Below are 19,595 nucleotides of genomic sequence, written 5' to 3' on the forward strand. Positions count from 1 at the left end.
ATTAAACACGAAATGTGACCGAAAATCACTACGCGCGATAAGCAGCCATAATAAAAAAGCCAGCGGAGGCTGGCTTTTTTATTAATGCAAAGATTAGAACTTGTATTGCGCGCTTAGGCCAAGCAAATAGTTGCGGCCAGCGGCAGGTTCGAAGAAGCGTAAATTCGCATCATTGACACGGATTGCGCCGATGTATTCACGATCGAACATATTTTCTACGCGGATATACTCCCTGAATGACCAGTGAGAGAGTGTTTGCTCAAAGCCTGCACGCACGTTGAATATCGTATATGACGATGCGCTATCAGAGTTGAGGTCGTCAACATACACTTTACTGTTATAGCGGCCTTCCAAAGCACTATAGAAACCAAGTGGCGCATATTTCCAGGCAACTTCACCATAAAGTTGGTTGCGATAGGTGCCTGGAATTTTATTGCCGGACTCCACTGTTCTGGTGGCACCGGAGGAGGTGATGTAACTAAAGTCAGAGTCAAACTCTGCATCCAGGACGCTGTAAGACAGGTAGGTTGAAATGTTGTTATCAAACTGGCTGTTCAGTGATAGCTCTACGCCCTTGCGTTTAGTTTGTTTGGCGTTACCGTAGATGCTTCTATTGGCGGCACTCGTTTCGCGCAACACGATTTCATCATCAGTATCAATTTTAAACACACTGATTGTTGCCAAGGTGTCATCATTCAAATACGCCTTGGCACCCACCTCATAGTTCTGGCTTTTGCTGGACTTTAAATTAAGATTAGGCGCACCATTCGTGGTTGCGTCGTAGGCGGCTTCAATAAATGTGGGTGTCTCAAAGCCTTTGCCGTAGTTTGCATATAAGTTAAAGGTAGGAGAGACTTTCCATACAATGCCCGCAACAGGGTTGGTTTTCTCGTAGGAAACATTGCCGCTATTGTTGCCATTGTTACCAGTTCCAGTTAGAAAACGGTCTTTAACTTCAAGATTCACTTTAGTTCTTCTCAAGCCCGCGTGGATATCAATGGTGTCGGTGGCAGATAACATACCTTGAACATAGCGATCATAGTTCGTTGAGATGTTGTCTTCATCTCTATTTAAGGCATTGTTTGCGTTGTTTGCAACAGAAGTACTTCTTTTGACGCCGCCATCTGTATTGATATCCAAGCGGGTGTCGGTTGACTTCCCGTAATTCGCACCGATGTGGAAGTTATATTTCTTGCCGAACACTTCACCATGATTATTCCAGCGTAAGTCTGTGCCCCAGAACTCACGTGAAATTTGGCTAGCACGGCCTACACTAGTCGTTGCGCTGGTCGAGAGGTATTGCAGGTTCTCTCGGGTACCCACGTAGTTTACAAAGTTAAGCGAGTTGTTTTCATTAAATGCATGTTCCAAGTTAAAGCCAACTTGGGTATGGCTACGGCTCACTCTGGTGTCTGCGCGTAATACACTGTTAGGCACGGCCTTGGGGTTGTTGAATGCAGATGGGTCGTTTGCTGTGGCGACGCGTGGTAATCCTAAAGGATCCTGTGCATCTTGTTGGAACCAGTTAACCAAGGTCGTCAGTTTGGTGTCTTCTGTGATGTTGATCTTGAATTTTGCCGTCGCCATTTGCTTGTCACTGGTGCTATGGTCGCGGTATCCATCTGAACTAAAGTTCGAGACATTGAGCATATACTCCAAGCCTTCATATTGACCGGCTGCTTCCATGATTTCACGTTTGGTATCGTAACTGCCGAACATGGTTGTTGCGCCCAGTGTCGGTGTGGCTGGTGCATCTCTTGTAAACATCTGGATCACCCCCCCGGATGAGTTGCCGTAAAGAGATGAGAACGGGCCGCGCATGACTTCAATGCTTTTGATCGATGACAGATCTACAACCCCAGGCTGGCCCTGGCCATCTGGCATGGTGAGAGGAATGCCATCGACATAGACGCGGATGCCGCGTACACCGAAAGATGAGCGTGAACCGAAGCCGCGGCTGGAGATTTGTGGATCTTGTGCTTGCTGTGTCCTGTTTTGTGCCGTGATGCCAGGCACGCGAATCAGGCTTTCGGACAGGTTCATTTGCAACTGGCCGTCTTTGATATTCTTTTGCTCAACCACATCAATGGCCACAGGCAAGTCGAAGCTGTTTTGTGCCTGACGGGTAGCTGTGACAACGACTGGCGAAAGTGTGAGGGTTTTTTCTTCGTCCGCCATGGCTTGTGGCATATTGCCAAAGGCAGCAGAAAGGGCGATGTATAAGGGCGTAAAACGAGGTGCGCGCATTGTAATTCTCAGTGCTAAAAATAGACTGCGCGATTGTAAGCTGAGTGTAAGCTTGGAGGTCTCAGTATTTTCATGAAAATACTGAGAATGACCGATTTAATTAGCTTGGATCAAGTTGGCTTTTAAGGTGCGTTAAGAGTTTGAATGCAATGTTAATTTTGTCATCTGTGCCCAGTGCATATTCGCCGTGTTGGTCGATGACGGTGACTGCGTTCTGGTCGCTGCCCATGGCGGTATTGGCGTGATTGGCCACTATCATGGGGATGCGTTTTGCCAGTCTTTTTTGCTTGGCATAATCGACTACTTGTTCTGTTTCTGCCGCAAAGCCAACGCAATAGGGCGGGTTGGGTAAAGAAGCAACGTCTGCCAGAATGTCTTTGTTTTTTATGAGTTTCACCGTAAGTGTTTCCTCACTTTTTTTGATTTTCTGCTCAGAGGAAACATCAGGTCTGTAGTCGGCAACGGCAGCGACACTTATAAATATGTCCTGGCTGGCAATATGTTGCATCACGGTTTGGTACATGTCTTGCGCGCTACTGGCAAAGTAGGCCTGGCTGGTTGTCGGGCGCGTGGCGCTCGCATGACCATATACCAATGTGACTTCTGCGCCCATGCGCATGGCGATCTGCGCCAGGGCATAGCCCATTTTTCCGCTACTCAAGTTGGTGATGCCGCGCACCGGGTCCAGCTTTTCCAGCGTGGCACCGGCCGTGATCATGATTTTTTTGCCAGCTAACCATTTAGGCGTAAAAAAGCTGTTTACCTCTTCCAGCAAGTCTTCTGGCTCGAGCATCCGGCCTTGGCCAACCTCACCGCATGCCTGTTCCCCGCTGTCAGGGCCTAATGTCGTGATGCCGTCTTGTTGTAATTGCACGATGTTACGCTGTGTTGCAGGGTTCTCCCACATTTGCCTGTTCATTGCTGGCGCCACCAGGAGTGGGCACTCACGTGCAAGGCATAATGTGGAAAGTAAATCGTTGGCAAAACCATGTGTCAGTTTGGCGAGAAAATCCGCACTGGCAGGCGCTACTAGAATAGCATCTGCTTTGCGGCTGAGCTCTATGTGCGGCATGCCGTTAGGAATGCGCTGATCCCAGCTGTCGACAAACACCGGGTTGCCGGACAATGCCTGCAAGGTCGTGGGCGTCATAAAGTGCGTCGCTGCTTCAGTCATCACCACTTGTACGCTATGGCCTTGTTTGACCAGTAAGCGCACCAGTTCTGCCGTCTTGTAAGCGGCAATGCCGCCAGTCACGCCTAGCAGCAGATGGCGGGAATGTGAGTGCGTTGGAATCATGGCTGCATTTTAACTGTAAACCACATGCAATTGCCATTTCTCGGCTATGTAGCATTTTCTTTAAAAATGTTAACATTGGGTCATCGGTGGGGTGGGGCGCATGATAAAGTTAGTCAGAATTTTGTTCTGGGTGGTTGTGGTGCTAACTGCATTGATGCAGCTTTGGCAAGAGTATCTCACCTTGCAATGGCGCAAGCCTTTGAACGTGACGGTATACCCAGTCAATGCTGATGGTGCTCCCGTGGTGGATGCCTATATTGCCAGCTTACGTGCGCAGGACTTTGACATCATTGTGCAGTTCTTTTCGCGTGAAGCCCTGAAGTATCGATTGCCTTTGCGTAGACCTGTGACAGTTTATTTAGGGCCTGAAATTCACGATATCCCTCCCGCGCCACCAGCGGTCAATGGGCAATTATTGGATATTATTTTGTGGAGCCTTAAGTTTCGATGGTTTAGCTGGCAGCATCAGCCTGAAGTAGGTGTGCCCATCGATATCAAGCTGTATCTGTTGTATCACGACCCGTCACAGCATCGCCATTTGTTGCATTCCACCGCTTTGCACAAAGGCCGCATTGGCCGCGTTAATCTGTTTGCCGAAAACAGTCAGCATGCCACCAATGCCATCATTATCAGTCATGAATTACTGCATACCTTGAGCGCTTCAGATAAGTATGACTTGAACACCAGCCTGCCTTTGTTCCCACAAGGCTATGCCGAGCCTTATGCGCAACCGCGCTATCCTCAGGCAATGGCCGAAGTGATGGCGGGCAAAGTGCCACAAACGCCACAAAACGCGCGCATGGCTAAAAATCTGGACGCCGTGGTGATCGGCAGGCCCACCGCGCGTGAAATTGGCTGGTCAAAGTAAGCGGGAGGCACGATGGCAATCACTGATTGGCCCGAACAAGAGCGTCCGCGTGAGAAATTATTGCGTGCGGGTGCCGCAGCTTTGTCTGACGCAGAGTTGCTGGCCATTTTTTTGCGTGTCGGCATGACTGGCAAAACCGCTGTGGATCTGGCGCGTGATCTGTTACAGCATTTTCAAAGCCTGAATGGCGTGTTTTCTGCGGATGTGCAGCAGATGACGGCTGTACCGGGCATGGGCACGAGCAAATATTGCCAGTTGCAGGCGGTGCTCGAGATGAGCAAGCGTGCGCTGGGTGAAGCCTTGCAGCAAAAAGATAGTTTTCGTTCGCCCAATCAGGTCAAGGACTATTTACAGTTGCAATTGTCGCATCTGCAGCGCGAAGTGTTCGGCTTGATGTTTCTGGATGCGCAGAATCGCCTGATTGCCTATGAAACCTTGTTTGAAGGCAGCTTGATGCAAACCAGCGTTTATCCGCGAGAGGTCGTGAAGCGTGCACTGGCCTTAAATGCGGCAGCAGTGATATTGAGCCATAATCACCCAGGGGGTAATGCAGCACCCAGTCGTGCTGATGAGCAATTGACCATCAGTTTGAAAGACGCTTTAAACCTGGTGGATATCAAGGTGCTTGATCACATTATTGTGGCCAGGCAGGAAACGTTTTCGTTTAGCGAGCGGGGATTGATTTGAGATGTGCAGGCAGGGAGGTGGTGGTGGGTGCTAACGGGGTCGAACCGCTGACATTCGCCTTGTAAGGGCGACGCTCTACCAACTGAGCTAAGCACCCATGCCTTGCAACGAAGGCCGCATTATACCGAAACTCTTTTTTCCTGCAAGAGCCCGCAAAAAAATTATTGGGGGTTTGTGAGAAGGGCGGTGAGCGGGCAGCTCTAAACCGTCAATCGTTTGGTGATATTGATTAATTGCAGTGAGATGTCGGCCATGCCGGTTTTGCGTTTGTCAGCCATTTCGGATAATAAAGAATACGCTTGTTCTTCGCTCAGGTCGCGCTGGTGCATCAAAATATCCTTGGCGGAGTCGACCAGCTTCTGGTCTTCCATGCTCAGGATGATGCGTGGCTTTGAGAAAGGTGGGGCTGGCATGTCGGGGCTGGCGGGTCTCATTGATACTCATGGAAAAATTTTGCTACTTCAATTTAGCAATCTGCATGCCAGTTGGTGAGTTTTTGTTAATGCAATGATTTTAAACAATAATTCAATGATTTTAAGCCCTGGTATACTGATGCGCACAGGTGCTTTTGTGCACCACAGCAGTGCCGTTGCACCACCGCAACAGGTGTTGGTGACTCATGGTGCTTTTTGCGCACAGTGAGGCTTTTTGTTACAGTGCAAATCATTAAAAAAACAGGAAAGAATTCCATCATTATGAAAGCTTTTTGGAGTCGTGCAGGCTGGGCCAGTGTGGCCTTGTTGGGGGCAGCTGCACTGGCGCATGTCGCTATGGCGCGAGGGGAGTCATTAAATGCATTGTGGTTGATTACGGCCGCGGTGTGCGTGTATTTGATCGGTTACCGTTTTTATTCAGCCTGGATTGCGGCCAATGTGCTGGCCATTGATGCCACGCGTGCGACGCCAGCGGAACGCTTGAACAATGGACGCGATTATGTGCCGACCAACCGCTGGGTGGTATTTGGCCACCATTTTGCCGCCATTGCTGGGCCGGGCCCGCTGGTAGGGCCGACCCTGGCGGCGCAATTCGGCTACTTGCCGGGCACATTGTGGATTTTAATCGGCGCGGTGCTGGGCGGCGCAGTGCAGGATATGGTCACACTGTTTTTGTCTACCCGCCGCAATGGGCGTAGCCTGGGGCAGATGGCGCGTGATGAAATCGGGGCGATTGGCGGTACGGCGGCAATGATAGGCACATTCTTAATCATGATTATCCTGATCGCCGTGCTAGGCCTGGTCGTGGTGAATGCTATGAAACACAGCCCATGGGGAACCTCCACCGTGGCAGCCACGATTCCGATTGCCATGCTGGTCGGCGTGTATATGCGCTATTTGCGTCCTGGCCGCGTGCTTGAGGCCTCCTTGCTGGGCGTGATTTTATTGCTGGCATCTGTCGTCTTTGGCGGCTGGATAGATCATCACCCGGTGTTGGCGGCCATGTTTGATCATGAAGGTCTGCCGCTGGCGTTTAGCGTGATTGCCTACGGCTTTGCCGCGGCGGTGTTGCCGGTGTGGCTATTGTTGGCGCCGCGCGATTATTTATCTACGTATATGAAGCTGGGGACGGTGTTTATGCTGGCCATTGCGATTTTATGGTTGCGACCAGAAATCCATATGCCTGCGATCACGCCTTTTATTGACGGTACCGGCCCGATCTTTGGCGGTAAATTATTTCCGTTCGTGTTTATCACTATCGCTTGCGGCGCGATTTCAGGCTTTCATGCCTTGATTGCCAGCGGCACCACGCCCAAGTTGATCACCAGTGAAGGAGATATCCGCATGATTGGTTATGGCGCCATGTTGCTGGAAAGCTTTGTGGCGATTATGGCCATGATCGCCGCTACTGTGCTGGAGCCGGGTGTCTATTTCGCGATCAACAGTCCGGCCGGTGTGGTTGGTAAAGAAGCGCTGGATGCCGTGAATACCATCAGCGGCTGGGGTTATCAGGTAACCGTTGAGCAGATGCAACATTTAGCCAGCGCGATGGGCGAAAGCACCTTGTTTGCCCGCACCGGAGGTGCCCCCAGCCTTGCCGTGGGCATGGCCAGTATTTTAGGCACGGTGTTTGGCGAACATCTGCTGGCCTTGTGGTACCACTTTGCCATTATGTTTGAAGCCATATTTATCCTCACCACGCTGGATGCCGGTACGCGCGTGGGCCGCTTTATGCTGCAGGATATGCTGGGCAATCTGCATCCCAAGCTAGGTGAAACCTCTTACACGCCTTCGGTGATTCTCACTAGTGCGCTGGTGGTGGCTGGCTGGGGCTACTTTCTTTATATCGGCGTCATTGACCCGAATGGTGGCGTCAATATTCTGTGGCCCCTGTTTGGTATTGCCAACCAGATGCTGGCGGCGATTGCGCTCTCTGTGGCAACCGGCGTGCTGATTAAGTCCAGTAAGGTTGGCAAGGCCTGGATCACTGGCTTGCCATTGATCTGGCTACTGGCGATTACCACGACTGCGGCCTATGAAAAAGTTTTCAGTAGCGATATCCGCGTTGGCTTTTTTGCGGCAGCAAAGGATTTGTCGCAAAAACTGGCTGGTGGCGTTTTGCCACCAGAAAAAGCCGCTGTGGCACCACAGTTAATTTTTAACCAGCAACTGGATGCCTGGTTAACATTATTTTTTGTCGCCATGTTATGGGTGGTAGTGCTGGATATGGCCAGGATGAGTCGCCGCTATTTTGCTCGACTGCCGGTCAGGCCGTCGAGTGAGGTGGCTTATGTTGCCTCGCGCTTGGTTTAAGGAGGCGAAATGCGTACGTATTGGTTAAAGCAAGTCTGGCAGCGGGTACGCCAGCTCTCTGGGGATGATGCTTATGAGCGTTATCTGGCCCATTATGCAGGCACGCATGCCGGGCAGCCAGAAGCGCATGCGCCGCTTTCACGCGCCGAATTCTTCAAGCAGTGGCAAGACCAAAAGTGGACCGGGATTAAGCGCTGCTGCTAGCAGTGCATAAGGCATCGCTTGTTCACCTGAATGTAACAAACCTGTTTCAGGCGCGCATGCGGCTGCGGATTCAGTTAAAATAAGATTTTAACGACAATCCTAGTGTTTCTCATGCCTAAATACCGTTCTCACACGACCACGCAAGGTCGTAACATGGCTGGTGCTCGCGCGTTGTGGCGTGCCACCGGTATGAAAGATGAAGACTTCTCCAAACCGATTATTGCGGTGGCCAACTCGTTCACGCAATTTGTGCCGGGTCATGTCCATTTAAAGGATATGGGCCAACTGGTCGCCCGTGAGATCGAGAAGGCGGGCGGGGTTGCCAAAGAATTTAATACCATTGCCGTGGATGACGGTATTGCCATGGGCCATAGCGGCATGCTGTATAGCTTGCCTAGCCGTGACCTGATTGCTGACAGCGTGGAATACATGGTCAACGCCCACTGTGCTGATGCGCTGGTGTGTATTTCCAACTGTGACAAAATCACCCCCGGCATGCTGATGGCGGCACTACGCTTGAATATCCCGGTAGTGTTCGTGTCTGGCGGCCCGATGGAAGCTGGTAAAGTGAACTGGCAGGGCAATGTGCGCAAGCTGGACCTGGTTGATGCCATGGTAGAAGCGGCTGATAGCCATGTCAGCGATGCTGAAGTAGCTGAGATTGAGCGCTCTGCCTGTCCTACCTGTGGTTCCTGTTCAGGTATGTTTACCGCTAACTCCATGAACTGCCTGACCGAGGCACTGGGCTTAAGTTTGCCAGGTAACGGTTCTACGCTGGCGACGCATGCAGCGCGTAAGCAGTTGTTTTTGCAGGCAGGCCGCCTGATTGTAGAACTGGCCAAGCGCCATTACGAGCAAGATGATTACAGCGTATTGCCGCGTAGTATTGCGACCATGCAGGCGTTTGAAAATGCCATGAGCCTGGATGTGGCCATGGGCGGTTCAACCAATACTGTGCTGCATTTGCTGGCCGCTGCGCATGAAGCGGGTGTGGATTTCACCATGAAAGACATAGACCGTATTTCACGCCAGGTGCCTTGCGTGTCTAAAGTTGCCCCGGCAACCAGCAAATATCATATGGAAGATGTGCATCGTGCCGGTGGTGTGATGGGCATTTTAGCGGAACTCAATCGTGCCGGTGTCATCCATACTGATGTGCCAACCGTTCATAGTCCTAGTATGGGCGATGCGCTGGCCAAATGGGATATCGTGACCACGCAAGATGAAGAAGTGAAAAAGTTTTTCCGTGCCGCGCCTGGTGGCGTTGCGACCACGATTGCCTTTAGCCAGAGTATGTTATGGCCTGAGCTGGATGATGACCGCGAAAATGGTTGCATCCGTAACAAAGCGCATGCTTACTCACAAGATGGTGGTTTGGCCGTGCTCTACGGCAATATTGCACTGGATGGCTGTATTGTCAAAACGGCAGGTGTGGATGACAGCATTCTTAAATTTAACGGCCGCGCCCGTGTGTTCGAGAGTCAGGATGCCGCAGTAGAAAGCATTTTGAATGATGAAATCGTCGCCGGTGATGTGGTGGTGATTCGTTATGAAGGTCCACGCGGTGGGCCTGGCATGCAAGAGATGCTGTACCCCACTTCGTACCTGAAATCCAAAGGCCTGGGCAAAGCTTGTGCCTTGCTTACGGATGGCCGTTTTTCAGGCGGGACCTCCGGTTTGAGTATCGGTCATGCGTCGCCGGAAGCGGCTGAAGGTGGTGCGATTGGCCTGGTGCAAGAAGGCGATGCCATCGAGATCGATATCCCGAACCGGACGATACACCTGGTGATTAGTGACGAGGAAATGGCACATCGCCGCGGCCAGATGGATGCCAAAGGCCGGGATGCCTGGAAGCCATTGAATCGTGAGCGTGTTGTTTCGCCAGCTTTGCGCGCCTATGCCGCCATGAGTACCAGCGCTGCCAAAGGTGCGGTGCGTGATGTAGCGCAGATTGAGAGAGGGAAGTAATGAGCGACGAATGTAGTATCCTGGCCAACAGTATGGAAATGACCAAGCGCATGACTTTGCACGCGCATGTCACCCAATGGCAGGACGAAAATGGTTTGCAGTATTTGGAAATTGATAACCCGCTGGCGACCGGCAAGATTGCCTTGCAAGGCGCGCATGTCATGCAGTGGCAACCCAAGTTTCTGGCGAACCCGGTGTTATGGCTCTCCAGCAATGCGCGCTATGTTAAAGGTCGTTCCATTCGTGGTGGTACACCTATCTGCTGGCCATGGTTTGGCGCACACCCCACTGACAGCACGCTGTGTCCGCACGGCTTTGCGCGCGTAATTCCCTGGCGCGTAATGGATATTGACGCGACGCCTACCGGTGCCACGCGCATTATTCTCGAAATGCAGCAAACCCCAGAAGCCCAGCGTCAACTGTCTTACCCCTATGAACTGACCTTGACGATCACTATCGGTCGCCGTTTGCGTATTGACCTGGCCACCACCAACCTGGCGGAACATCCGTTTGTGATCAGTGAAGCGTTTCACACTTACTTTAATGTCAGCGATTTATCGAACGTTAAAATCACTGGCATGCAAGACCTGGTCTACCTGGATAAGTTACTCAAGTACGAGCGCAACGTGGAGCACAATGCACTGACATTTGACGGTAAAGAGTATGACCGTGTCTATGTGCATCACAGTTCTGATTGTGCCATTCATGACAGCGGCTTCAACCGTATTATCCATGTCTCCAAATCTGGCAGTGATACCACGGTAGTGTGGAATCCAGGTGCCGAAAAAGCCGGCGCTATGGGCGATATGGGTGTCGGCGAAGAGTGGCGTAAAACCATTTGTGTGGAAACGACCAACGCCATGGATAACATGGTGGTGATTAACCCGGGACGTAAACATGTCCTCAGTGCTGAATACTCGATCGAGACCTTGTAACGTTATTGTGACGCGTGTCAACCGTAGCGTTGCACGTGCGTTTTTAGCTTGTTGGCAAAACGCCAAACCGGTTGAAATTATGTGAATCACCGTTGGTTTTAACGGTTTTTCTATTGTGGATTTTGTCTGGTCAGGTAATATGCCACATGCATGAGAATTGCATTACGGGGTTCTATTTGTTTAGAGGATATTCAAGGAGATCGCATGAAAGTTTTATTATCCGCAATCGCAGCAGCGACTTTGTTGATGGCAGGTTCAGCACACGCTGTTGACGCCGCTGCAGCTAAAGCACTGGCACAAAAAAGTGGTTGCCTGGCATGTCATAGTGTTGATGCCAAAGTATTAGGCCCTGCATACAAAGATGTTGCAGCAAAATACAAAGGCGACAAAACGGCTGAAGCCAAGCTGATTGAAAAAGTGAAAAAAGGTGGTGCTGGTGTTTGGGGTAATATCCCTATGCCTGCAAACAGCCCACAAGTGAAAGACGAAGACATCAAAACCATCGTTGATTGGGTGTTGTCTCTGTAATTCCAGCCTTGCTGTGATACGAAAAAGCCGACTGATTAGTCGGCTTTTTTATTGGCGGCGATGGTTATGCGCGTAACTTACTATGTCTCAGCGAGTAAACAAAGTAAAAAATCACGCCGATGACGGCCCAGGAGATAAAGCGGTGCCAGGTCTCTGCCGGTAAAAAGGACATCAGTGCCGCGCACGAGATAATGCCGCCGACCGGAATCAGTGGGTTAAACGGATTCTTAAACGGGCGTGCAAGTTCGGGGTGGGTTTTGCGTAAGCGCATGACGCCAAAACACACCATGATAAAACTGGCCAGGGTGCCAATATTGACGGTTTCGGCCAATTCACCCAGTGGAATAAAGCCAGCGACGATAGAGACGACGATACCGCACATCAGGATGATTTTGCTGGGGGTTTGCCGTTCAGGATTGACCGTTGAAAAAATGGGTGAAATCAAACCATCGCGGCTCATGGCAAATAAAATGCGGGTCAGGCCATAGAGCAGCACCAGCAATACTGTAATTAAGCCAGCCAATACGCCAGTGGCGACCAGGGTTGAGGACCAGGTATAACCTAGCTTGGTCAGCGCGTAAGCCACCGGAGAAGACGTGTTGAGCTCGGTGTAGGGAATCACGCCGGTGAGCGTGCCAGACACAATGATATAAATAATGGTGCAAAAGGTCAGCGATGCAATCAAGCCGATGGGCAGGTCGCGTTGCGGTTGCTGGCATTCTTCCGCCGCAGTAGAGACCGCATCAAAGCCAAAGTAAGCAAAAAATACCAGTGAAGCACCTGCCAGTACGCCAATATTCTTACCATTATCCAGCGTTTCAAACCAGCCGAAAGGCATAAACGGTTGCCAGTTGGCGGTGCTGATATGGCCGACAGATAAGGCCAGGAAAATGGCAATGGTGGAAAGTTTGATAATCACCATGATGTTGTTGGCGCGGGCACTTTCCTTGACGCCGACCATGAGCAGCAAGGTCAATATCCAGATAATGGCAAAGGCGGGCAGGTTGATCGAGCCGCCAAGGATGGGCGCTTTGGTAAGGTGCTCTGGCATTTGCCAGCCGAGGTTACTCAAGGTGTTTACAAAATAGCCCGACCAGCCATTGGCTACGGCGGCGGCACCGACGCCATATTCGAGTAGCAGCATCCAGCCCATCATCCAGGCGGCAAACTCACCAAATGCCACATAGCTATAGCCATAGGCGCTGCCAGAGCCACCTATGGACGACGATAACTCGGCATAAGAGAGGGCAGCAAAGCCCGCAGCGATGGCGGCAATAATGAAGGATAGTACAACGGCAGGTCCTGATTGCGTGGCGGCGGCAATGCCGGTGAGTACGAAGATGCCGGTGCCGATGGCACCGCCTATGCCTAGTAAGGCCAGGTCAAAGGCGGTTAAACATTTCTTCAGGCCGGTGTGCGCATGTGGTTGGATTGGTTTTTTGCGCAATAATTGTTCTAACATTGATTGATTCTCCCCTTATCCGCCTAGGGTAAAGCAATCGTTGTACCAGCGTCAATGCTGGTGAGAAATTAGCTGGCGTAATGTTGCTGCAATGTGGCAATCATATAGCGATGGTCAAGCACGCCTGCGCTTTCGCGGATGCTGTGCATGGCCCACATCGGGTTACCGACATCTACCGTGGCAATGCCCAGTTGTGCCGCCATGATGGGGCCTATGGTACTGCCGCAACCCAAGTCAGTGCGGTGTGCATATTGCTGGTGCGGCACCTGTGCTTGCTCACATAGCTGGATAAAGCGCGCGGCAGTGACGGCATTGGTGCTGTAGCGCTGGTTGGCGTTGGTTTTGATCACCGGCCCTTGATTGATGTGTACATGATGACAAGGCTCGTAGCTGCCAGCATGATTCGGGTGAAACGCATGCGCCATATCGGCACTGATGAAGAAACTATTAGCAAAACTGCGCAGCTGGTCTTCTTGCGTCAGGCCTGAGCATAAACAAATACGGTTGATCACATCCAGCAAAAAGCTGCCACCGGCGCCGGTGGCGCTTTCTGAGCCGACCTCTTCGTGGTCGAACAGGGCGCAAATCGTCGTGGACTGTGGTGTTTCGTTGCTAATCAGCGCCTCAAGTGCGGCGTGGCAGGAGGCCAGGTTATCCAGTTGACTATTGGCGATAAATTCTTGGTCTATGCCCCAGAAACTGCCGCGCTGGGTATCATAGAGTGCGAGGTCCCACCCGGCGATGGCCTCTGCTGGTATGGCCAGTTTGCCCGCGAGGGTTTCAGTCAGTAATTGTTTTGCTGCGGCAGTATTTGCCGCATGGCCAAAGATCAACGGCAGGCCGGTTTGTTTGTTAAGCGCCAGGCCTTTTTCATTGACTTCGCGGTTCATGTGTATCGCCAGGTTAGGCAGGCGTGCGAGCGGTTGGTCCAGCCTGACCAATCGGGTGTCCAGGCCTTCAGCGGTACGTATCACGACGCGCCCGGCCAGGCTTAAATCACGGTCGGTAAACGTGGCCAAAATAGGCCCGCCATAGACCTCTACCCCTAATTGTGCCGCGCCTTCGGTGCTATAAGCTGCCTGCGGTTTGAGGCGCAAGCCGGGGGAGTCAGTATGCGCGCCAACGATGCGGAGACCGCTGTCTGCAATCGCTTGTTGGCCGAGCGTAAAGGCAATGATGGAGCCGCCATCACGTATGACAAAATACTTTCCACTTGCCTGAAATTGCCAGGATTCGCTCTCGTGCAGCGGTGTAAAGCCATGCGCTTTGAGTTGATTGGCTACCGTGTCTACAGCGTGCCAGGGGCTGGGGCTGTGATCAATAAAGTCCAGCAGGGCTTGCGCTTGTTGTCTGGCTTCTATTGAAACTTGCATGCTTACACCCAGTCTTTCTCAATCAAAAAGTCGCTATACAATTTGGCTTCCGCGCTATTGGCTTCCGGCTTCCAGTCGTAGCGCCACTTCACAATCGGCGGCATAGACAGCAGGATCGATTCAGTACGGCCATTCGATTGCAAGCCAAAAATGGTGCCACGGTCAAAAATCAGGTTAAATTCGACATAACGGCCACGGCGATAGGCCTGGAAATCGCGTTCGCGCTCACCATACGGCGTATCTTTGCGGCGTTGCACAATCGGCAGGTAGGCGTTCACAAAAGCATCGCCTATTGCACGTTGCAGGGCAAAACTCCTGTCAAATCCCAGCTCACTGAAATCATCAAAAAATACGCCGCCGACGCCGCGCGGTTCTTTGCGATGTTTGAGATAAAAATACGCATCGCATTCTTTTTTGAATTTGGCATAGTAGTCTGCGCCAAACGGTGCCAACGCTTCTTTATTCACGCGGTGAAAGTGGATGCAGTCATCCTCGAAGCCATAGTAAGGCGTGAGGTCCATGCCGCCGCCAAACCACCAGATATCCTGTTCGCCAGCCTGTTGCGCTTTGGCGACAAAAAAGCGTACGTTCATATGCACTGTCGGCACATAGGGGTTGTGCGGATGGAACACCAGGGAAACGCCCATGGCCTCCCATGGGCGGCCAGCCGCTTCCGGGTGCGCGACGCTGGCGGCTGGGGGTAATTTATTGCCTAGCACATGTGAAAAACCAACACCGGCGCGTTCAAAAACGTTGCCGCCTTCTAGCAGGCAAGAGTTGCCGCCACCGCCTTCTGGCCGTTGCCAACTGTCCTGCAAAAAGTTTTTGCCATCAACGAGTTCTATGGCTTCTACAATGCGTGCTTGCAAGCCTTGCAGGAAATCAAAAACGGCTTGAGGCTGGATCTGGTCTGTCATGGTCGTGAGTTCTAATGGTGCTTAGTTCTTGATGGCGCGGTAGCCAATGTCTTTGCGGTATTGCGCGCCGTCGAACTTGATTTGCTCCAGCACTTTATACGCTTGCTGCTGCGCAGATTTTACGGTTTCGCCCAATGCGGTCACACACAATACGCGCCCACCACTGGTGACGACCTTGCCATCTTTGAGTGTGGTGCCAGCGTGGAACACATGGCCGTCTTGCACGTCTTTTGGTAGACCAGTAATTTCGTCGCCCAGTCTTGGTGTGTCAGGGTAGTGTGCACTCGCCATCACGACACCTAAGGCAAAACGCCAGTCCCATTCGGCTTTGGCCTGGTCCAGTGTGCCATCCACGGCATGTTCAGCCAGTTCCACCAGGTCTGATTTCAGTCGCATCATGATCGGTTGTGTTTCCGGATCCCCCATGCGGCAATTGAATTCCAGTGTTTTGACTTCACCGCTGGGGCTGATCATCAAACCGGCATACAGGAAACCGGTATAGGGAATGCCGTCTTTTGCCATGCCTTCTACCGTAGGCACAATGATTTCGCGCATGGCTTTGGCGTGAATCTCTGGTGTCACCACTGGCGCTGGCGAGTAAGCGCCCATGCCGCCGGTGTTCGGCCCCTGGTCGGCATCCAGCAGGCGCTTGTGATCCTGGCTGGTGGCCAGCGGCAAGATGTTTTTACCATCGACCATGACCATAAAGCTGGCTTCTTCGCCGGTTAAAAACTCTTCAATCACGACGCGAGCGCCTGCATCGCCGAGCTTGTTGTCTGACAACATGGCATCCACCGCGGTATGCGCTTCTTCCAGTGTCATGGCAACCACGACGCCTTTACCTGCAGCCAGGCCATCGGCCTTGATCACAATCGGTGCGCCGTTGGCGTCGATATAAGCATGTGCCTGGGTCGCATCGCTAAAGGTCTGGTATTTAGCGGTTGGAATGTTGTGGCGCACCATAAACGCCTTGGCGAAGTCTTTGGAGCTTTCCAGCTGTGCTGCCGCTTTGGTCGGGCCAAAGATTTTTAAATCCGCCGCGCGGAAAGCATCGACCACACCTTGTGATAATGGTGCTTCCGGGCCAACGATGGTTAGCGCAATTTGCTCGTCCTCGGCAAATTTCACCAGTTCGTCAATTTTGGTGATGGGCACATTGACCATATCCGGGTTGGTGGCCGTGCCAGCGTTACCAGGCGCCACATATACACGGCTGACCTCTTTGTTTTGTGTCACTTTCCATGCCAGTGCGTGCTCACGACCGCCAGAACCAATCACTAAAATTTTCATTTTGTATTACCTAATTGAGTTTGAGCCACAGAGGACACAGAGACCACAGAGGAAAACATGATTAAAGAAGTTCTCTGTGATCTCTGAGCCCTCTGTGGCTATAGAATTAATGTCTAAAGTGGCGAATACCAGTCACTACCATGGCCAAGCCACGTTCGTCAGCAGCGGCAATGACTTCTTCGTCGCGCATGCTGCCGCCTGGATGAATGACGCAGCTGGCACCGGCGTCGGCCAGCACATCCACGCCGTCACGGAACGGGAAGAAGGCATCAGAAGCGACCACAGAACCTTGCAGGCTCAGACCAGCATTTTGTGCCTTGATGGCGGCGATTTTGGTGCTGTCGACACGGCTCATCTGGCCAGCGCCCACGCCCAGGGTCATGCCATTGCCACAGAAAACGATGGCGTTGGATTTCACATATTTGGCCACATTCCAGGCAAACAGCAGGTCTTGCAGTTGTGCCGGGGTCGGTTGCAGCTTGGTGACGATTTTGATATCAGCCAGCTGTAAATCGTGATTGTCTGCTGATTGCAGCAAAATGCCGGATCCTACGCGTTTGGAGTCTACCGCGTTGCGGCCTTGTTCCCAGGCTGTATTGCCGCCTTGCGGTAAAGCAATCTTCAACACGCGCACATTGGCTTTGGCCGTAAAAATGGCCAGTGCTTCTGGCGTAAAATCAGGCGCGATCAATACTTCTACAAACTGTTTAGACACGGCTTCGGCGGCTGCGCCATCCAGTGTGCTGTTAAAAGCGATGATGCCGCCAAAGGCTGAGGTCGGGTCAGTTTTGAAGGCCTTGCTATAGGCTTCCAGTGCGTTTACGCCCAACGCCACGCCACAAGGGTTGGCATGTTTCACAATCACGCAAGCCGGGCCAGTGAAGGATTTTACGGCTTCCCAGGCGGCATCGGCATCGGCGATATTGTTATAACTGAGCTCTTTACCTTGTAATTGTTGCGCAGTAGCCAGGCTACCCGGTGCCGGGTACAAGTCGCGGTAGAACGCGGCTTGCTGGTGGCTGTTTTCACCGTAACGCAGGTCTTGTACTTTGACAAAGTTGCTGTTCATCTGGCCAGGGAACTGGCTCAACACTGGCTTGCCAGCGGATTCTGTTTCAGTAAAGTCGATGGCGGACAGATAGTTACTGATCGCTGCGTCATATTGTGCAATGCGGTTAAACGCAGCCACAGACAATTGAAAGCGTGTTGCTTTGGAGACGGTACCGTTATTGGCTTTCAGCTCATTGACGACTTCAGCGTATTGCGCCGCATCGGTCAACACCGCCACGTCATTCCAGTTTTTAGCCGCGGAGCGCACCATGGCCGGGCCGCCGATATCGATGTTTTCAATCGCATCTTCTAATGTGCAGTTGGCTTTGGCAACGGTCGCTTCAAACGGATACAGGTTCACTGCCAGCAGGTCGATGTTTTCAATGCCATATTGCTGCATGGCCGCTACATGTTCAGGTAAATCGCGACGACCCAGTAGACCGCCGTGTACTTTCGGGTGCAAGGTTTTGACGCGGCCATCCAGCATTTCCGGGAAGCCGGTAAAGTCACTGACTTCCTTCACGGGGATATTGTTGTCACGGAACAGTTTGGCGGTGCCGCCAGTAGAAAGAATTTCTACACCAAGCTGGTGCAGGGATTGTGCCAGTTCAAGCACACCGGTTTTATCGGAAACACTGATAAGCGCGCGTTTAATCGTCATAATGAATTTGAGTGGAATTGCGTGATAAAGAAAATGAAAAGGCCTGATGATGAAATGTCATCAGGCCCGGTGTAGTTTATTCCAGACCGTAGGCGGCCATTTTTTTTCTCAGGGTATTGCGGTTAATGCCCATCATGTCTGCAGCTTTACTCTGGTTGCCACCGACCTTGTTTAATACGTATTCCAGCATGGGTTTTTCGACACAACCCAGCACCATGTCGTAGATCGCGTGTGGCGGTTGCCCATCGAGATGCGTGAAATAGTCGTCCAGTGACTCGCGCACAGCGAGACTCAATTTACTGTCGTTTTGCATTATGCTGCCAACTCCTCATCACCGTTCTCCTCGTTGTCGACATAGACCAGTCGGTCATTCTTCGCTTTGAGTTCGGCAAAAAAGTCGTTAATAGCTTGTAATTGTAATTCTATGGTTTGCAGCGTATTCATGTTGTGGCGGAAAGCAGCCGAGCCTGACAAGCCTTTGGTATACCAGGAAATATGCTTGCGGGCGACGCGCATGCCGGTGAGGTCGCCGTAGAAGTCATACAGGTCATGCAAATGCTCCAGCATCACCTGGTGAATTTCATCTACAGTGGGTGCCAGCATATGTTCGCCGGTGTTCAGGAAATGCTCTGTTTCGCGGAAAATCCATGGACGGCCTTGTGCGGCGCGGCCAATCATCACCGCATCGGCTTTGGTGTAGTCGAGCACAAATTTGGCTTTTTCTGGCGTGGTGATGTCACCGTTAGCAATCAATGGAATGTTGATTGCCTGTTTGACGGCAGCAATCGTATCGTATTCTGCGTCGCCATGATAAAGATCGTTACGGGTGCGGCCATGAATAGTCAGTGCCTGCACGCCAAGATCCTCGGCCATTCTGGCGATCTGGATCGCGTTTTTGTTTTGTCTGTCCCAGCCGGTGCGGATTTTGAGGGTCACCGGTACATCAACGGCATTGACCACCGCCCTGAGGATCTGTGAGACCAATGGCTCGTCACGCAGCAGGGCAGAACCTGCCATCACGTTACAGATTTTTTTGGCCGGACAGCCCATGTTGATGTCGATGATTTGTGCGCCATTGTCGACGTTGTGTCTGGCGGCTTCGGCCATCATGGCTGGTTCGGCCCCTGCAATCTGTACAGAAATCGGACTGACTTCGCCTTCGTGGTTGGCGCGGCGTTTGGTTTTTTCACTGCCATACAATAAGGAGTTGGATGTGACCATCTCCGACACGGCCAATCCGGCGCCCATTTTTTTGCACAGCATACGGAAAGGCCTGTCGGTCACGCCCGCCATGGGTGCGACAACCAGATTGTTTTTCAGTATGTGTGGGCCGATTTGCATGTGATTGATAAATCAGTGAA

Annotated in this window: 17 protein-coding genes and 1 tRNA gene; 7 read left to right on the top strand and 11 right to left on the bottom strand. The window is 51.9% G+C overall.

Annotation, left to right across the window (positions count from 1 at the left end):
- Nucleotides 1–93 precede the first annotated feature (93 nt).
- Both MET42_RS0102905 and coaBC read right to left on the bottom strand, forming a co-directional pair.
- Entirely contained in the window at nt 94–2,247 is a 2,154-nt protein-coding gene (locus tag MET42_RS0102905; RefSeq protein ID WP_019881253.1) for a TonB-dependent receptor, read from the bottom strand.
- A gap of 100 nt (nt 2,248–2,347) precedes the next feature.
- Nucleotides 2,348–3,544, bottom strand: a complete 1,197-nt coding sequence (gene coaBC / locus MET42_RS0102910; RefSeq protein ID WP_019881254.1) for a bifunctional phosphopantothenoylcysteine decarboxylase/phosphopantothenate--cysteine ligase CoaBC — start codon at nt 3,542–3,544, stop codon at nt 2,348–2,350.
- A gap of 100 nt (nt 3,545–3,644) precedes the next feature.
- Here coaBC and MET42_RS0102915 point away from each other — a divergent pair, with 100 nt between their 5' ends.
- Together MET42_RS0102915 and radC are read left to right on the top strand one after the other, a co-directional pair.
- Complete coding sequence (locus tag MET42_RS0102915) at nt 3,645–4,412, top strand: hypothetical protein (RefSeq protein ID WP_019881255.1); 768 nt, start codon at nt 3,645–3,647, stop codon at nt 4,410–4,412.
- Nucleotides 4,413–4,424: 12 nt separating this feature from the next.
- On the top strand, nt 4,425–5,099 hold the full coding sequence (gene radC, locus MET42_RS0102920) for a DNA repair protein RadC (protein ID WP_019881256.1): 675 nt from the start codon (nt 4,425–4,427) through the stop codon (nt 5,097–5,099).
- Between the two features lie 21 nt (nt 5,100–5,120).
- Here the strand turns inward: radC and MET42_RS0102925 are convergent.
- A tRNA-Val gene (locus MET42_RS0102925) sits at nt 5,121–5,196 on the bottom strand.
- A 103-nt stretch (nt 5,197–5,299) separates the two neighbouring features.
- Nucleotides 5,300–5,533 carry an ANTAR domain-containing protein gene (locus tag MET42_RS0102930; protein WP_232411249.1) on the bottom strand — a complete coding sequence of 78 codons (234 nt, stop codon included), beginning with the start codon at nt 5,531–5,533 and terminating at the stop codon, nt 5,300–5,302.
- Nucleotides 5,534–5,794: 261 nt separating this feature from the next.
- Between MET42_RS0102930 and MET42_RS0102940 the strand changes: the two genes are divergently transcribed.
- From MET42_RS0102940 to MET42_RS0102960, 5 genes are all read left to right on the top strand, one after another.
- The gene (locus MET42_RS0102940) at nt 5,795–7,846 is read left to right on the top strand and encodes a carbon starvation CstA family protein (protein WP_019881261.1); all 2,052 of its coding nucleotides are present in this window, start codon (nt 5,795–5,797) and stop codon (nt 7,844–7,846) included.
- A 9-nt stretch (nt 7,847–7,855) separates the two neighbouring features.
- Nucleotides 7,856–8,050, top strand: coding sequence for a YbdD/YjiX family protein (locus tag MET42_RS0102945; protein WP_019881262.1), 195 nt, complete (start codon nt 7,856–7,858; stop codon nt 8,048–8,050).
- A gap of 111 nt (nt 8,051–8,161) precedes the next feature.
- A complete protein-coding gene (gene ilvD / locus MET42_RS0102950) occupies nt 8,162–10,018 on the top strand; it encodes a dihydroxy-acid dehydratase (RefSeq protein ID WP_024929381.1) in 1,857 nt (618 codons plus the stop codon).
- Nucleotides 10,018–10,953 (top strand): D-hexose-6-phosphate mutarotase, encoded by a 936-nt coding sequence (locus MET42_RS0102955; protein WP_019881264.1) that lies wholly within the window; start codon nt 10,018–10,020, stop codon nt 10,951–10,953. Before ilvD ends, MET42_RS0102955 begins: the two co-directional genes overlap by 1 nt.
- Before the next feature lie 204 nt (nt 10,954–11,157).
- Entirely contained in the window at nt 11,158–11,481 is a 324-nt protein-coding gene (locus MET42_RS0102960; protein WP_019881265.1) for a c-type cytochrome, read from the top strand.
- A gap of 64 nt (nt 11,482–11,545) precedes the next feature.
- Here MET42_RS0102960 and MET42_RS0102965 read toward each other — a convergent pair whose 3' ends face one another.
- The 7 genes from MET42_RS0102965 to dusB form a co-directional block, all read right to left on the bottom strand.
- Nucleotides 11,546–12,943, bottom strand: a complete 1,398-nt coding sequence (locus tag MET42_RS0102965) for an amino acid permease (protein ID WP_019881266.1) — start codon at nt 12,941–12,943, stop codon at nt 11,546–11,548.
- A 68-nt stretch (nt 12,944–13,011) separates the two neighbouring features.
- Complete coding sequence (locus MET42_RS0102970; RefSeq protein WP_019881267.1) at nt 13,012–14,316, bottom strand: M18 family aminopeptidase; 1,305 nt, start codon at nt 14,314–14,316, stop codon at nt 13,012–13,014.
- A 2-nt stretch (nt 14,317–14,318) separates the two neighbouring features.
- Entirely contained in the window at nt 14,319–15,233 is a 915-nt protein-coding gene (gene hemF, locus MET42_RS0102975; protein WP_019881268.1) for an oxygen-dependent coproporphyrinogen oxidase, read from the bottom strand.
- A 21-nt stretch (nt 15,234–15,254) separates the two neighbouring features.
- Nucleotides 15,255–16,523 (bottom strand): phosphoribosylamine--glycine ligase, encoded by a 1,269-nt coding sequence (gene purD / locus MET42_RS0102980; RefSeq protein ID WP_019881270.1) that lies wholly within the window; start codon nt 16,521–16,523, stop codon nt 15,255–15,257.
- A gap of 106 nt (nt 16,524–16,629) precedes the next feature.
- Complete coding sequence (purH, locus tag MET42_RS0102985; protein ID WP_019881271.1) at nt 16,630–18,234, bottom strand: bifunctional phosphoribosylaminoimidazolecarboxamide formyltransferase/IMP cyclohydrolase; 1,605 nt, start codon at nt 18,232–18,234, stop codon at nt 16,630–16,632.
- A gap of 76 nt (nt 18,235–18,310) precedes the next feature.
- Nucleotides 18,311–18,547 (bottom strand): helix-turn-helix domain-containing protein, encoded by a 237-nt coding sequence (locus tag MET42_RS0102990; RefSeq protein WP_019881273.1) that lies wholly within the window; start codon nt 18,545–18,547, stop codon nt 18,311–18,313.
- On the bottom strand, nt 18,547–19,575 hold the full coding sequence (gene dusB / locus MET42_RS0102995; RefSeq protein ID WP_019881274.1) for a tRNA dihydrouridine synthase DusB: 1,029 nt from the start codon (nt 19,573–19,575) through the stop codon (nt 18,547–18,549). The genes MET42_RS0102990 and dusB overlap by 1 nt, the downstream gene beginning before the upstream one ends.
- Nucleotides 19,576–19,595 lie beyond the last annotated feature (20 nt).

The sequence above is a fragment of the Methylophilus sp. 42 genome, assembly GCF_000384155.1.
Taxonomy (GTDB): Bacteria; Pseudomonadota; Gammaproteobacteria; order Burkholderiales; family Methylophilaceae; genus Methylophilus.

What these genes read in the sequence shown, in the direction of transcription:
- MET42_RS0102905 (WP_019881253.1), bottom strand. Translation starts at nt 2,247, where the DNA reads ATGCGCGCACCTCGTTTTACGCCCTTATACATCGCCCTTTCTGCTGCC.
- coaBC (WP_019881254.1), bottom strand. Translation starts at nt 3,544, where the DNA reads ATGATTCCAACGCACTCACATTCCCGCCATCTGCTGCTAGGCGTGACT.
- MET42_RS0102915 (WP_019881255.1), top strand. Translation starts at nt 3,645, where the DNA reads ATGATAAAGTTAGTCAGAATTTTGTTCTGGGTGGTTGTGGTGCTAACT.
- radC (WP_019881256.1), top strand. Translation starts at nt 4,425, where the DNA reads ATGGCAATCACTGATTGGCCCGAACAAGAGCGTCCGCGTGAGAAATTA.
- MET42_RS0102930 (WP_232411249.1), bottom strand. Translation starts at nt 5,533, where the DNA reads ATGAGACCCGCCAGCCCCGACATGCCAGCCCCACCTTTCTCAAAGCCA.
- MET42_RS0102940 (WP_019881261.1), top strand. Translation starts at nt 5,795, where the DNA reads ATGAAAGCTTTTTGGAGTCGTGCAGGCTGGGCCAGTGTGGCCTTGTTG.
- MET42_RS0102945 (WP_019881262.1), top strand. Translation starts at nt 7,856, where the DNA reads ATGCGTACGTATTGGTTAAAGCAAGTCTGGCAGCGGGTACGCCAGCTC.
- ilvD (WP_024929381.1), top strand. Translation starts at nt 8,162, where the DNA reads ATGCCTAAATACCGTTCTCACACGACCACGCAAGGTCGTAACATGGCT.
- MET42_RS0102955 (WP_019881264.1), top strand. Translation starts at nt 10,018, where the DNA reads ATGAGCGACGAATGTAGTATCCTGGCCAACAGTATGGAAATGACCAAG.
- MET42_RS0102960 (WP_019881265.1), top strand. Translation starts at nt 11,158, where the DNA reads ATGAAAGTTTTATTATCCGCAATCGCAGCAGCGACTTTGTTGATGGCA.
- MET42_RS0102965 (WP_019881266.1), bottom strand. Translation starts at nt 12,943, where the DNA reads ATGTTAGAACAATTATTGCGCAAAAAACCAATCCAACCACATGCGCAC.
- MET42_RS0102970 (WP_019881267.1), bottom strand. Translation starts at nt 14,316, where the DNA reads ATGCAAGTTTCAATAGAAGCCAGACAACAAGCGCAAGCCCTGCTGGAC.
- hemF (WP_019881268.1), bottom strand. Translation starts at nt 15,233, where the DNA reads ATGACAGACCAGATCCAGCCTCAAGCCGTTTTTGATTTCCTGCAAGGC.
- purD (WP_019881270.1), bottom strand. Translation starts at nt 16,523, where the DNA reads ATGAAAATTTTAGTGATTGGTTCTGGCGGTCGTGAGCACGCACTGGCA.
- purH (WP_019881271.1), bottom strand. Translation starts at nt 18,234, where the DNA reads ATGACGATTAAACGCGCGCTTATCAGTGTTTCCGATAAAACCGGTGTG.
- MET42_RS0102990 (WP_019881273.1), bottom strand. Translation starts at nt 18,547, where the DNA reads ATGCAAAACGACAGTAAATTGAGTCTCGCTGTGCGCGAGTCACTGGAC.
- dusB (WP_019881274.1), bottom strand. Translation starts at nt 19,575, where the DNA reads ATGCAAATCGGCCCACACATACTGAAAAACAATCTGGTTGTCGCACCC.